Source organism: Tessaracoccus sp. O5.2, assembly GCF_964266725.1.
Lineage (GTDB): Bacteria > Actinomycetota > Actinomycetes > Propionibacteriales > Propionibacteriaceae > Arachnia > Arachnia lapidicapta.
Map to the genome: position 1 here is coordinate 24,478 of NZ_CAXWGV010000009.1, position 13,022 is coordinate 37,499.

Here is a 13,022-nt window from a genome sequence, read left to right on the forward strand (position 1 = left end):
CGCCTAGCGGAAGATGACGGTGCGGTCCCCGTCGGCCAGCACGCGGTGCTCGGCCAGGAGCCGCACGGCCTCGGCAAGGGTCTGGGACTCCTGCGCCTGTCCCTTGCGCACGAGCTTGGCCACGTCCATCGTGTGGTCGACGCGCACCACGTTCTGCTCGATGATGGGCCCCTCGTCCAGATCGCTGGTGACGAAGTGGGCCGTGGCGCCGATGAGCTTCACCCCGCGGGTGTGCGCCTGCCGGTAGGGGTTGGCGCCCTTGAATCCCGGCAGGAACGAGTGGTGGATGTTGACGGCGCGGCCGGCGAGGAACGCACACAGCTCGGGGCTCAGGATCTGCATGTAGCGGGCCAGCACGACCAGCTCCACGTCCTGCTCTTCGACGGCGCGCCGGACCTCCGCCTCGAAGTCCGCCTTGCTCTCGGCCGTCACCACGCGGTGCGTGAACTCCACGCCGTAGAACGCGGCCATGGGTGCCAGGACGTCGTGGTTGGCCATGATCCCCACCACGTCGATCGGCAGATCCCCGCCCCGCCAGCGGAACAGCAGGTCGTTGACGACGTGGCCGGCCTTGGAGGCCAGGATCAAGGTGCGGGTGGGACGCGTCGCGTCGTCGACCCGGAACCGGGCACCGAGGTCCGACGCGACGGCGGCGATCTCGGCCTCCAGCTCGGCGGGGTCCGCGCCCTGGACCTCGATGCGCGTGAAGAAGTGCCCGGTGTCGGGCGAGGAGAACTGCTGCAGCTCGGTGATGTTCCCGCGGGCGGCCACGATGCCGCCGGAGATCGCGTGCACGATTCCCGGGCGGTCTGGGCAGTCGAGCGTGACGACGAGCTGATGCATGCGACGAACTCTAGCGGGTCGTCCCACGGCCGAACGGGGACGCAGGGTGGCCCGGATTCTTGTTACGCTCCTGTCCGCGCAACGACGCGCGACACGGTAGAGGAGAAATCATCCACCCATGACTACTCACGACCCCATCGACCGGCCGGCGGTCATCCCCGCGGAGGACTTCCACCGGGTGCAACGCTCACCCGAGTTCGCCACGCTGAAGAAGACGTTCCGTTCCTTCGCGTTCCCCATGACCGCGGTGTTCCTGGCCTGGTACCTCGCGTACGTGCTGGGCTCGATCTTCGCCAAGGACCTCATGATGACCAGCGTCGCCGGCAACCTCACGGTCGGCATCCTGTTCGGGCTGGCCCAGTTCGTCAGCACCTTCCTCATCACCTGGCTCTACATCCGTCACATGAACAAGAAGGTCGACCCGATCGCAGCCGGCCTGCGCGAGGACCTGGAGGGAACCCGCCGATGATCGGCCTCCTCGAGACCCAGCAGCTGGGCAATCCGTTCATCAACATCGGCATCTTCGCCGCCTTCGTCGTCATCACGATGGCGGTGGTCATCCGCGTGACGCGCGGCGGGAAGAAGAAGGCCAGCGACTTCTACACCGGCGGGGCCCAGTTCGACGGCCGGCAGAACGGCTTCGCGATCGCGGGAGACTACCTGTCGGCGGCGTCGTTCCTCGGCATCGTGGGCGCGGTGGCGCTCTACGGGTACGACGGCCTGTTGTACTCGGTCGGGTTCCTCGTGGCCTGGCTCGTGGCGCTGCTGCTCGTCGCGGAACCCCTGCGCAACACGGGCAAGTACACGATGGCGGACGTACTGAGCTTCCGGATGCAGCAGCGACCGGTCCGGCTCGCCGCCGCGACCTCGACGCTGGCGGTGTCCTTCTTCTATCTGCTCGCCCAGATGGCGGGTGCGGGGGCGCTGGTGTCGCTGCTGCTCGGCATCTCGTCGCCACTGGGGCAGAACATCGTCATCGCCATCGTCGGCCTGCTCATGGTGGGCTACGTGCTCATCGGCGGCATGAAGGGCACCACGTGGGTGCAGATGATCAAGGCCGTTCTGCTGATCCTGGGCGCGGGTCTCATGACGGTGTGGGTGCTCGCCATGGTCGGGTTCAACCTGTCCGAGCTCCTGGGCAACGCGATCGACAAGTCGGCCGCCGACGGCTCGACCACCAACCTTCTGGCCCCCATGGAGCGCTACAAGGACCCCATCGCCCTCATCTCCATGGGCATGGCCCTCGTGCTCGGCGCCTCCGGGCTGCCGCACGTGCTGATGCGCTTCTACACGGTCCCGACGGCGAAGGAGGCCCGGCGTTCCGTGACCTGGGCAATCGGGCTCATCGGCGCGTTCTACCTCTTCACGATGGTGTTGGGGTACGGCGCGGCGTGGCTGGTCGGCCCCGCGGCGATCGGCGAGATGCCCGGCGGCGCGAACGCAGCGGCCCCGGCGCTGGCCTACGAGCTGGGCGGCACCATCCTGATGGCCGTCATCGCGGGTGTGGCGTTCGCCACCATCCTGGCCGTCGTCGCCGGCCTCACCATCACGGCCTCGGCGTCGTTCGCCCACGACATCTACAACTCGGTGCTCAAGGACGGCAAGGCCGACCCGGCCAAGGAGGTGAAGGTCGCGCGCTGGACCTCGGTGACGATCGGCCTGGTCGCCATCGTCGGCGGCATCGCCGCCAACGGCCAGAACGTGGCGTTCCTGGTGGCGTTGGCGTTCGCGGTCGCGGCGTCGGCGAACCTGCCGTCGATCCTGTACTCGCTGTACTGGAAGAGGTTCTCGACCGCGGGTGCGGTGTGGTCCATCTTCGGCGGCCTCATCACCGCCGTGGTGCTGATCATCTTCTCCCCCGCGGTCTCCGGCGCGAAGGGCTCGATGTTCCCCACCGTCGACTTCGCGTGGTTCCCCGTCGATTCACCGGCCATCGTCTCGGTGCCCGTCGGGTTCTTCCTGGGCTGGCTGGGCTCCGTCGTGCGGCCCGACGGCGACCGCTTCGCCGACCAGGGGGCCGAGATGGAGGTCCGCTCCATGACCGGCGCCGGCGCCGAGGGCGCCATCGACCACTGACCCCGGTCGTCGTACACGTGACGAGGCCCGCCCCCGGATCAGGGGGCGGGCCTCGTCACGTGCGGGCGGCGCGGCTCAGATGAGTCCGAGCTCGGTGACGGCGTTGCGCTCGTCGACCAGTTCCGCGACCGACGCGTCGATCTTGGCGCGCGAGAACTCGTTGAGCTCGAGGCCCTGGACGATCTCGTACTTGCCGTCCTTGACGGTGCACGGGAACGACGAGATCAGACCCTCGGGGACGCCGTAGGAGCCGTCCGACGGCACCGACATCGACACCCAGTCGCCCTCGGGGGTGCCGAGCACCCAGTCGCGCATGTGCTCGACGGTGGCGTTGGCCGCCGACGCCGCCGACGACAGCCCGCGGGCCTCGATGATCGCCGCGCCGCGCTTGGCGACCGTCGGGATGAAGGTGTGCTCGAGCCACTCCTGGTCCCCCACCAGCTCGGCGGCGTTCTGGCCGCCCACCTTGGCGTTGAACAGGTCCGGGTACTGCGTGGCGGAGTGGTTGCCCCAGATGGTCATGTGGGTGATCTCGCCGACGGGGCGGCCCACCTTGGCGGCCAGCTGCGAGATGGCGCGGTTGTGGTCGAGGCGGGTGAGGGCGTTGAAGCGCTCCGCGGGGATGTCGGGGGCGTTCTGCTGCGCGATGAGCGCGTTGGTGTTGGCCGGGTTGCCGGTCACGAGGACCTTCACGTCATCGGCGGCCACGTCGTTGAGCGCCTTGCCCTGCGCGGTGAAGATGGCGCCGTTGGCGGAGAGGAGGTCGCTGCGCTCCATGCCGGCCTTGCGCGGCATGGCGCCGACGAGCATCGCCAGGTTGACGCCGTCGAAGACCTTGCGGGGATCGTCGCCGATCTCGATGTTGACCAGGTTGCCGAACGCGCAGTCGTCCAGCTCCATGACGACGCCCTCCAGCGCCTTCAGCGCCGGCGTGATCTCGAGCAGGCGCAGCTCGATGGGGGTGTCGCCCAGGAGCGACCCGCTGGCGATGCGGAACAGCAGGCTGTAGCAGATCTGGCCTGCGGCGCCGGTGACGGCGATCTTGACGGGAGCAGCAGTGCTCACTTTCGATTCCTCTCGATGGTCGTTCATCCGCTTGCGGACCCGACTCTACCGCCCGGCGCGCCCGCGCCGCCGAGGGGTCGAGATCAGATGACGCGGAACACCCAGTGGAGGATCTCGATCAACACGACGACGGCCAGCCACACCATGAGCGCGATGGTCAGCCAGCCGCCGCGAACGAAGGCGAGCGCCCTCTCCTGGGCGGCCGGAGGGAGGAAGAGGTTGCCCTCCAGGATGTTCCACTGCGTCATCGACCAGAACACGAACGTGGTGGCGACGGTGACGAGGATGCACCAGGGGCACAGCGCCCCGATGACGAACGTGGACTGGAACAGCAGCCAGTACGCGAAGATCACGCCCAGGAAGTACACGACGTTGGCCGTGAACATGAACCACCGGGGGAACCGGGTGCCCGCCAGGGACGCCACCGCGATCGTCATGACCACGGGCTCGGCGATCAGGCCCAGGAACGCGTTGGGGAACCCGAACACGTTGGCCTGTGGTGTGGCGCCGACCTTCACACAGTCGAAGACCGCGTTGATGGAGCAGCTGAGGACCACGTCGGGGTTCTGGGCGATGAGGATGGCGTCGTAGCTGAGCACGAAGGACGCCAGCAGGCTCAGGGTCGCGAACACCAGCATCTCGAGGAAGAGGATGGTGCGGGAGCGCCGACTCGGCTGCTCGATCGTGTGGGTGGCGTCCTCGTCGAGGAGCTCGGTCGACTGCATGCGCCACATCGTACCGGGGCCCGAGGACGCGCCCATCAGCGCGAGGGCGGCACCACCAGGGTCACCGTCAGGACCGCGGCGCCCAGGAGCGCGAGCACGGCGACATCGATCCAGCGGCGCCGCACCACCAGGAGCCCCGCCATCGTCATGGGCAGCACGAGCCGCAGCATGGCCGCCAGCAGCAGCGCGCCTCCGATGAGCAGCGACGCCCGCCGCCAGTGGCCGAACGCCGCGAACCCCGCCCCGACGGCCACGATGGCCAGGGCGGCAGCCAGCGGCCAGGGGTTGTCCGGGTAGGAGTCGGCAGGCTTGTCCGGCTTACCGGGCATGAAGGGCTTCGGCCCGGTCCACGACGTTGCTCAGCAGCATGGCCCGGGTCATGGGTCCCACGCCGCCCGGGTTGGGCGTGACGAAGGAGGCCTTGTCCCACACGTCGGGGGCCAGGTCACCCACCGTCTTGCCGTCGACCCGGCTGACGCCGACGTCGACGAGCACGGCGCCGTCGCGGATCATGTCGGCCGTGATCATGTGCGGCACGCCGGCCGCGGCCACGACGATGTCGGCCCGCCTGGTGTGCTCCGCCAGGTCCCGAGTGCCGGTGTGGCACAGGGTGACGGTGGAGTTCTCGCTGCGCCGGGTGAGGATGAGGCCCAGGGGCCGCCCGACCGTGATGCCGCGGCCGACCACGCACACCTCCGCTCCGCGCAGTTCCACGCCGTGGCGCCGCAGCAGCTCGACGATGCCGCGCGGCGTGCACGGCAGCGTCGCGGGCTCGTTGAGCACCAGACGCCCCAGGTTGATGGGGTGCAGGCCGTCGGCGTCCTTGTCCGGGTGGATCAGCCCGAGCGCCCAGTTCTCGTCCAGGTGCCGCGGGATGGGCAGCTGCACGATGTAGCCGGTGACCGCCTCGTCGGCGTTGAGCGACTCGATGGCCTCCTGCAACTGGGCGGCCGACGCGTCCGCGGGCAGGTGCACGCGGATGGACGCGATGCCCACCTCCTCGCAGTCGCGGTGCTTCATCCTCACGTAGCTCTGGCTCGCGGGGTCCTCCCCCACGAGGACCGTCGCCAAGCCGGGGACGACGCCGCGCTCCCGCAGCGCCGCGACCCGCTGGGTCAGTTCGGACTTGATGGCGGCCGCGGTGGCCTTGCCGTCGAGCTTCTGCGCGGTCACGGGTGCCTCCTGGGAGCCTGGGTCAGTGGAAGAAGTGGCGGGTGCCGGTGAAGTACATCGTCACGCCGGCGCGGGTGACGGCGTCGATGACCTCCTGGTCGCGCACCGAGCCGCCGGGCTGCACGATGGCCCGGACTCCGGCGTCGAGCAGGACCTGCGCCCCGTCGGCGAACGGGAAGAAGGCGTCGGACGCGGCCACCGAGCCGGCGGCCCGCTCCCCCGCCCGGTCCACCGCGAGGTGGCACGAGTCCACCCGGTTCACCTGTCCCATGCCCACGCCCACGGATGCTCCGTCGGCGGCGAGCAGGATGGCGTTGGACTTGACGGCCCGCACGGCCCGCCAGGCGAAGGCCAGGTCCGCGAGCGTGCCGTCGTCCGCCGGCTCGCCGGCGACCAGCGTCCAGGAGGCCGGGTCGTCCCCGGGGGCGTCGATGGCGTCGGACTCCTGCAGGAGGAGCCCGCCGTCGATCTCGCGCAGCGAGATGCCGGAGTTGTCCGCGTCGCCGGCGATGAGGATCCGCAGGTTCTTCTTGGCCGCCAGTACGTCGACCGCGCCGTCCTCGTAGCCGGGCGCGACGATGACCTCGGTGAAGACCTCCGACACCTGATGCGCCATCTCGACGCTCACGGGCCGGTTGGCCGCGATGACGCCGCCGAACGCCGACACCGGGTCGCAGGCGTGGGCGCGTCGATGCGCGTCCGCGACGTCGGAGCCCACGGCGATGCCGCACGGGTTGGCGTGCTTGATGATGGCGACGGCGGGCTCGGTGAAGTCGTAGGCCGCCCGGCGCGCCGCGTCCGCGTCGACGTAGTTGTTGTAGCTCATCTCCTTGCCGTGCAGCTGCGTGGCGGCCGCCAGACCGTCCGTGCCGTCGGCGTTGCGGTAGACGGCGGCCTTCTGGTGCGAGTTCTCGCCGTAGCGCAGGTCCGCGACCTTGAGCCAGGCCGCTCCGACCCAGCCCGGGAAGCCGGAGCCGCCGGAGGTGTCGGTGACGACGTTGCCCATCCAGGACGCCACGGCGACGTCGTAGGTGGCGGTGTGCACGAACGCGGCGGCGGCGAGCGCCTTGCGCTGGTCGAGCGTGAACCCGCCCGCGGCGAGCGCGGCCCGCAGCATGGGGTACTGCTCAGCCGACGTCACCACGGCCACCGACTGGTGGTTCTTCGCGGCCGCCCGCACCATCGTGGGCCCGCCGATGTCGATCTGCTCGACGCACTCGTCCTCGGACGCCCCGGACGCCACGGTCGCGGCGAAGGGGTAGAGGTTGGTGATGACCAGGTCGAACGGCGCCACGCCGAGCTCGTCCAGCTGCGTGCGGTGCGACTCCAGGCGGCGGTCGGCCAGGATGCCGGCGTGCACGTGCGGGTGCAGCGTCTTGACCCGCCCGTCCAGGCACTCGGGGAAGCCGGTCACCTGCTCGACGGGCGTCACGGGGACGCCGGCATCGGCCAACGTCCTCGCCGTGGAGCCGGTGGAGACGATCTCGACGCCGGCCTCGTGCAGGCCGCGCCCGAGGTCGACCAGTCCGGTCTTGTCGTAGACCGAGACCAGGGCTCGGCGGAGCGGGATGAGGTCTGTCACGGGTTCCCTTCTTTCCATTCGGCCACGGCCTGGATCAGGAGTCGGCGTTCGACCACCTTGATGCGTTCGTGGAGTGAGGCCACGTCGTCGTCCGGTAGCACGTCGACGGCGCCCTGCAGCAGGATCCTACCGGTGTCGACGCCGGCGTCGACCACGAAGACCGTGGCCCCGGTGACCTTGACCCCCGCCAGCAGCGCGTCCCTCGGGCCATGCATGCCCGGGAAGCTCGGCAGCAGCGCCGGGTGCGTGTTGATGGTGCGGCCCCCGAAGCGCCCGAGGAACGCTGGGCCCAGCAATTTCATGAAGCCGGCGGAGGCGACGAGGTCAGGCTCGAACCCGGCGACGATGTCAGTGAGTTCGCTGTCCCACGCCGCGCGGTCGCCACCCCGCTCGAGGGGGTGGGCGACAGCGGGAACGCCGCGCGCCGCGGCCCGATCCAGACCCTGCGCGTCGTATCGATCGGAGACGACCGCGACGACCTCAGCGTCCACGCCCCCCGCGTCGATCGCGTCGAACAGCGCCTGGCAGAGAGTGCCCGAGCCGGACAGGAGGACGACAACGCGAGTGGTCACCCGGACATCCTAAGGGGCGTCAGTCCGCGCGGGGGCGGCGGGCGAGTCCCACGAACAGCCCGCTGACCAGTCCGGCCAGACCCAGGAGCGTCGGGGCGAAGACGGCCAACTCGCCCACACGGGCCCCCAGGTGCGCGAGCCGGTCGGCGCCGAGGCCGCCGGCACCCAGCGCGGCCAGGACGGTGAGGAGCAGCCCCGCGGCCACGCCCGACAGGCCCCCCACCAGCGCGGTCTCGTCGAACCGCGCGCGGGGCCGGGCCCACGCCACCGCCACGCCGGCCAGAGCGCCCGCCACGACGCCGACGGTCAGCCACCACAGCGCGCTCCACGAGCCCTCTCCGGGCGGCACGATCCCGAACGCCGGGATGGCCGGCAGGAGCCCGACGTCGGCGCCCGCCATGCTCAGCAGCGACCCGTCGCCGAGCGTCACGCCGGCGCCCAGGATCCAGGAGGCCGCTGCGAGGACCAGGTTCGGCAGGTAGAGGAGGTGGAGCACGACAAGGAGCGTCACGCCCGCTGGGCCACCGTCGAGGCCCTCGACGATGGCGGTGACGGCGTCGCGCCCGAGGACGAGACCCACCGCCAGCGCCACCGCCGCGCCGGCCAGCACGGTGAGGGTGGCGGCGGCGAGGGCCCGCGGCACGGCACGCAGCCAGCCGGGCCAGACGGCCGTCGGGTCGTAGGCGAGGGCGCGGGAGGCGCCCCACAGCCCCGCGATCGCGCCGACGGTGAGCCCGCCGGCCGCGAGCCGCGGCGAGGCACTGCCCAGGAGCGCGCCCAGTACGGTCACGGCGAGGGCGTAGGTGCCACCGAACGCGCCGGCCACCCGCAGGACGGTGCCCTCAGCGTCCAGGTGCGGCCACGCCTCCGAGGCCTGACGAGCCGCGACCCCCACCACCGGCAGGGCGAGGAACACCAGTAGCGCGGTGAGCCCCAACGGGGCCATCGACACCAGCACGCCGGCGATGTCGACGGGTCCGCCGTGCGCCAGGATCAGGACCTGGCCCGCCAACCGGAGCGCGGCACCTGCGTCGGCTTCCGGCGACGTCAACCAGCCGACGACCGCCGCCGCCGCGAGCAGCAGCCAGACGGCGGCGAGCACCGCCAGGGGGCCGACGAGCGCGGGCAGGTACCACGGCCAGGGCCATGACCTGGGGGTTCGGGCGCTGGGGGCGTCGACGTCGACCGCCACTGTGCGGTGGCCTACGCTGCGTCGTGACATGGCGCTTCCCTCTCCTGATCGTCGCGGGTGTTTGGGTCCGGCGGTAGTGTTGCGCATCGATACCGCTGCGACTGACCGCTCTGGGAGGTGAGTGAGGATGAGTGAGGACGAGCGATCCCGCCCCCGCCGGGCCTGGCAGTCCGACGAGGACCCCGCCACGACCCCGCCGGAGTCGGACGATACCTCAGGGCACGACCTGTTCCGCCCGCGACGCGGCTCGGCGGCCGAAGTCGAGGGCGTCACTCCCATTCCTCCGCCCGTGTTCCCGCGGTCGGCCGGCGAGTACGCCGAGAGCCCCAGCCCCGCCCCGCGCCGCTCGGCGCTGTCCTCCAGTTCCCCGCCGGAGCCGGCCGCGCCGGCCTCCGCGCCCGGACTCCGGTCGGCGCTGGGTGGATCGCTCGCCCGGTGGGCCGTCGGGGGCGTGATCGGCGCGCTCGTCGTCGGCACCGTGTCCTTCGTCGCGACGCGCGCGCCGCTGGACGGGGACCCCGGCCCCTCCGCCCCGTCCTCCCCCTCCGCGTCCGCCTCCCCGTCGGTGCCGGCCGTCACCGACGCGGATCTGGTGTCCGGCTCTGACCTCACGGGCATCGCGGCCGCGGCGTCGTGGGCGGTGACTGCAACGAGCACCACCGCGGCCGACCACGAGGGTCGCGTGGCGTGCCTGAGCACCGAGAACCCGGCACACAACCCGACCACGTCGCTGCAGCGCACGCTGGCCACGTCCGACGCCGACCAACTGGCCGCGCTGCACCGCATCGACGTCTACGCCACCGAGGCCGCAGCGGAGCAGATGTTCACCGAACGCACCACCGCCCTCTCCGGCTGCGCCGAGCTCCCGGCGCGGATCGTGCGGTCGAGCGCGGTGACCGGGCTCGGTGACAGCGCGTTCCAGATCACCGTGGCGTTCGAGAACCAGCCCGTCCAGTTCCACACCGTGCTCGTGACCAGGGTCGGAACGTCGATCCAGATGCTCGACGTCGCCCGGAACGGGGCTGCCGTCGAGCCGGGGTTGTTGGCCACCGCGGCGGCCCGTACCCAGACGGCGCTGTGCGCGGCGGAGGACGCGACGTGCACCGTCCAACCGGCGGTCGCCGCCGCCGTCGTGCCGCCCGTGGAGCCCGTGGGCTGGCTCATCCCCGCAGATCTCCCGCGGATCCGCCTGGGCGCCGGACGATGGACGGCCTCGGAGCCCGGTGACCTCACGAGCCAGGGCATGGGCTGCGAGAACATGACCCTGGTCAGCGAGCCGGGGCCGACGGGCCGGGAGCAGGCGACCTACCTGATGACTCAGGATGATCAGGCGCCGGCGACGTTCGGGGTGGACGAAATGAGGTTCACATTCGCGGACGCCGCCGCGGCCACCGCCTTCGCCGGCAAGCTGGGCACGGCCCTCGCCTCGTGCAAGGACCGAGTCAACACGGCCACCGTCAGCGAGCTGCCGGCTGTCAGCGGGACGGGGCAGGACGGCGTCGCGGTGAGCTCGCGATTGTTCTCCATCCGGCAGGCAACGGCCGACAACGCGGCCGTGCCGTACCAGCTGGCCGTGAGCGTCGCGGGGCCGACGGTGACGTACACGATCATCACCGTGACCGACGCCTACAAGTTCACCGACCCGCAACTTGCCGAGCTGGGCGTGCGGATCCCCGTCCGCGCCAGCCAGGGCTGACGCGGACGGCGCCGCTCAGGCGCGGGCGTGCCGCAGTTCCGCGATGGCCTCGCGGGCCAGCGCCGCCGTCAGGGACGGCGTCTCGCCGACCATGACCCCGGCGGCTTCAAGGGCCTTCTTCTTCGCCTGCGCCGTGCCGGCCGAACCGGTGATGATGGCGCCCGCGTGGCCCATGGTCTTCCCCGCCGGTGCCGTGAAGCCGGCCACGTAGCCGATGACCGGCTTGGTGATGTGATCGGCGATGTAGGCGGCCGCCCGCTCCTCGGCGTCGCCACCGATCTCGCCGATCATGACGATGAGGTCGGTGTCCGGGTCCTCCTCGAAGGCCTGCAGGACGTCGATGTGCCGGGTCCCGATCACCGGGTCACCGCCGATGCCCACCGCCGTGGAGAAGCCGTGGTCGCGCAGCTCGTACATCATCTGGTAGGTCAGCGTGCCGGACTTCGACACCAAACCGATCCGCCCCGGCCCGGAGATGTGCGCCGGGATGATGCCGACGTTCGACTTCCCGGGGGAGATGAGGCCCGGGCAGTTGGGGCCGATGATGCGGGTCCCGGAGTCGCGGGCCGCGGCATGGAACTCCACGGCGTCACGGACGGGGATGCCCTCGGTGATAACGACGCACAGCCCGATGCCGGCCTCGACCGCCTCGAGGACGGCCGCCTTGGCGAACTTCGGCGGCACGAACACCACCGAGACGTCGGCATGGGTGGCGTCGACGGCCTCCGTGACGCTGCCGAAGACCGGGACCGGATCCTCCTCGAAGAGCACGGACTCGCCGGACTTCCCCGGGGTCACGCCCCCGACGATGCGGGTGCCGGACATGATCATGCGCTGCGTGTGCTTGCGTCCCTCACGGCCCGTCATGCCCTGGACCAGGACGCGGGACGATGCGTTGATGTAGATCGACATCGGAGTTGTCTCAGTTCCCTTCGGCGGCGAGTTGCGCGGCGGCCCGCGCGGCCTCGTCCATGGTGTTCTTCACGATGATGAGCGGATGCCGCGCCTCCGCCAGGATGGCCTTGCCCACGTCGACGGAGTTGCCGTCGAGCCGCACGACGATCGGCAGCCGCGCCTCGTCGCCCAGCATGTCCAGGGCGTGCACGATGCCGTTGGCGACGTCGTTGCAGGCCGTGATGCCGCCGAAGATGTTGACGAACACGCTCTTGACCTGCGGGTCGCTCATGATGATGCGCAGCCCGTTGGCCATGACGGTGGCCGAGGCGCCGCCGCCGATGTCGAGGAAGTTCGCCGGCTTCGGCGCGCCCGGCAGGTCCGCGCCGGCGGCTGCGACGACGTCGAGGCTGCTCATCACGAGGCCCGCCCCGTTGCCGATGACGCCGATGCTGCCGTCGAGCTTCACGTAGTTGAGGTCCAATTCGCGGGCCTGGCGCTCGAGGTCCACGTCGCCCGTCGTCTCCGAGTACTGCTCCCATTCGGGATGGCGGAAGTCGGCGTTGCCGTCGAGGGTGACCTTGCCGTCGAGCGCGATGATGTCGCCCGAGCCCGTCTTGACCAGCGGGTTGACCTCCACCAGCGTCGCGTCGGACTCGTGGAACACGCGCCACAGAGTCTGGAGCACCTCGCCGACGGCGCGGTGATCGTCGGGGAGGAACCCGGCCTCGGTCACGATGCGTTGGGCGACGGTGGGCGTGATCCCCTCGACGGGGTCGAGCGGCACCTTCACCAGCGCCTCGGGGCGCTCGACGGCGAGCGTCTCGATGTCCATGCCCCCCTCGATGCTGACCATGGCGAGGTAGCCGCCCGCGGCACGGTCGAGCAGGATGGAGAAGTAGTACTCCTCGGCGATGTCTGCGCCCGGGCTCAGCATCACGGTCTCGACGCGGTGCCCCTTGATGTCCAGGGCGAGGATCTCCGCGGCGGTCTTCTCGACGGCGTCCGCGCCGCGGGCGAGCTTGACGCCGCCGGCCTTGCCGCGGCCCCCCGTGCGCACCTGGGCCTTGATGACGACGAGGTCGACGCCGAGGTCGTCGTACGCTGCGCGCGCCTCGGCGGGGGTCGTGGCGATGCGGCCGGGCAGAACGGGCACTCCGAACTGCTCGAACAGATCGCGCGCTTGATACTCGAGGAGATCCAC

At 70.9% G+C, this 13,022-nt stretch carries 13 protein-coding genes; 3 read left to right on the plus strand and 10 right to left on the minus strand.

What is annotated here, in order from left to right; all coding sequences use genetic code 11:
- Positions 1-3 precede the first annotated feature (3 nt).
- Positions 4-843, minus strand: a complete 840-nt coding sequence (locus tag ACFQPD_RS05335; protein WP_385899194.1) for a formyltetrahydrofolate deformylase — start codon at positions 841-843, stop codon at positions 4-6.
- A 118-nt stretch (positions 844-961) separates the two neighbouring features.
- On the opposite strand from ACFQPD_RS05335, the gene ACFQPD_RS05340 reads away from it, so the two are divergent.
- A complete protein-coding gene (locus ACFQPD_RS05340) occupies positions 962-1,312 on the plus strand; it encodes a DUF485 domain-containing protein (RefSeq protein WP_068750802.1) in 351 nt (116 codons plus the stop codon).
- Positions 1,309-2,919: a cation acetate symporter gene (locus ACFQPD_RS05345; RefSeq protein ID WP_068750800.1), complete on the plus strand. Its 1,611-nt coding sequence runs from the start codon at positions 1,309-1,311 to the stop codon at positions 2,917-2,919. The genes ACFQPD_RS05340 and ACFQPD_RS05345 overlap by 4 nt, the downstream gene beginning before the upstream one ends.
- Positions 2,920-2,994: 75 nt before the next feature.
- Here the strand turns inward: ACFQPD_RS05345 and ACFQPD_RS05350 are convergent, their stop codons facing one another.
- The 7 genes from ACFQPD_RS05350 to ACFQPD_RS05380 form a co-directional block, all read right to left on the minus strand.
- Entirely contained in the window at positions 2,995-3,984 is a 990-nt protein-coding gene (locus tag ACFQPD_RS05350) for a malate dehydrogenase (protein ID WP_228383435.1), read from the minus strand.
- An 83-nt stretch (positions 3,985-4,067) separates the two neighbouring features.
- Positions 4,068-4,709, minus strand: coding sequence for a vitamin K epoxide reductase family protein (locus ACFQPD_RS05355; protein WP_385899197.1), 642 nt, complete (start codon positions 4,707-4,709; stop codon positions 4,068-4,070).
- Between the two features lie 35 nt (positions 4,710-4,744).
- Positions 4,745-5,038 carry a DUF3017 domain-containing protein gene (locus tag ACFQPD_RS05360; protein ID WP_385899199.1) on the minus strand — a complete coding sequence of 98 codons (294 nt, stop codon included), beginning with the start codon at positions 5,036-5,038 and terminating at the stop codon, positions 4,745-4,747.
- Positions 5,028-5,882, minus strand: a complete 855-nt coding sequence (locus ACFQPD_RS05365) for a bifunctional methylenetetrahydrofolate dehydrogenase/methenyltetrahydrofolate cyclohydrolase (RefSeq protein WP_068750792.1) — start codon at positions 5,880-5,882, stop codon at positions 5,028-5,030. The genes ACFQPD_RS05360 and ACFQPD_RS05365 overlap by 11 nt, the downstream gene beginning before the upstream one ends.
- 22 nt (positions 5,883-5,904) lie before the next feature.
- Positions 5,905-7,464, minus strand: a complete 1,560-nt coding sequence (gene purH / locus ACFQPD_RS05370) for a bifunctional phosphoribosylaminoimidazolecarboxamide formyltransferase/IMP cyclohydrolase (RefSeq protein ID WP_228383436.1) — start codon at positions 7,462-7,464, stop codon at positions 5,905-5,907.
- Complete coding sequence (gene purN / locus ACFQPD_RS05375; RefSeq protein ID WP_385899203.1) at positions 7,461-8,036, minus strand: phosphoribosylglycinamide formyltransferase; 576 nt, start codon at positions 8,034-8,036, stop codon at positions 7,461-7,463. Before purN ends, purH begins: the two co-directional genes overlap by 4 nt.
- A 19-nt stretch (positions 8,037-8,055) precedes the next feature.
- Positions 8,056-9,258, minus strand: coding sequence for a DUF6350 family protein (locus ACFQPD_RS05380; RefSeq protein WP_385899205.1), 1,203 nt, complete (start codon positions 9,256-9,258; stop codon positions 8,056-8,058).
- A gap of 97 nt (positions 9,259-9,355) precedes the next feature.
- On the opposite strand from ACFQPD_RS05380, the gene ACFQPD_RS05385 reads away from it, so the two are divergent.
- On the plus strand, positions 9,356-10,924 hold the full coding sequence (locus tag ACFQPD_RS05385) for a hypothetical protein (RefSeq protein WP_385899208.1): 1,569 nt from the start codon (positions 9,356-9,358) through the stop codon (positions 10,922-10,924).
- Positions 10,925-10,939: 15 nt separating this feature from the next.
- Here the strand turns inward: ACFQPD_RS05385 and sucD are convergent, their stop codons facing one another.
- Positions 10,940-11,836, minus strand: a complete 897-nt coding sequence (gene sucD, locus ACFQPD_RS05390) for a succinate--CoA ligase subunit alpha (RefSeq protein WP_068750783.1) — start codon at positions 11,834-11,836, stop codon at positions 10,940-10,942.
- Positions 11,837-11,846: 10 nt separating this feature from the next.
- Entirely contained in the window at positions 11,847-13,022 is a 1,176-nt protein-coding gene (sucC, locus tag ACFQPD_RS05395) for an ADP-forming succinate--CoA ligase subunit beta (protein ID WP_068750781.1), read from the minus strand.

Excerpts from the sequence above, each read along its gene's own strand:
- ACFQPD_RS05335 (WP_385899194.1), bottom strand. The coding sequence starts at position 843 with ATGCATCAGCTCGTCGTCACGCTCGACTGCCCAGACCGCCCGGGAATC.
- ACFQPD_RS05340 (WP_068750802.1), top strand. The coding sequence starts at position 962 with ATGACTACTCACGACCCCATCGACCGGCCGGCGGTCATCCCCGCGGAG.
- ACFQPD_RS05345 (WP_068750800.1), top strand. The coding sequence starts at position 1,309 with ATGATCGGCCTCCTCGAGACCCAGCAGCTGGGCAATCCGTTCATCAAC.
- ACFQPD_RS05355 (WP_385899197.1), bottom strand. The coding sequence starts at position 4,709 with ATGCAGTCGACCGAGCTCCTCGACGAGGACGCCACCCACACGATCGAG.
- ACFQPD_RS05360 (WP_385899199.1), bottom strand. The coding sequence starts at position 5,038 with ATGCCCGGTAAGCCGGACAAGCCTGCCGACTCCTACCCGGACAACCCC.
- ACFQPD_RS05380 (WP_385899205.1), bottom strand. The coding sequence starts at position 9,258 with ATGTCACGACGCAGCGTAGGCCACCGCACAGTGGCGGTCGACGTCGAC.
- ACFQPD_RS05385 (WP_385899208.1), top strand. The coding sequence starts at position 9,356 with ATGAGTGAGGACGAGCGATCCCGCCCCCGCCGGGCCTGGCAGTCCGAC.
- sucD (WP_068750783.1), bottom strand. The coding sequence starts at position 11,836 with ATGTCGATCTACATCAACGCATCGTCCCGCGTCCTGGTCCAGGGCATG.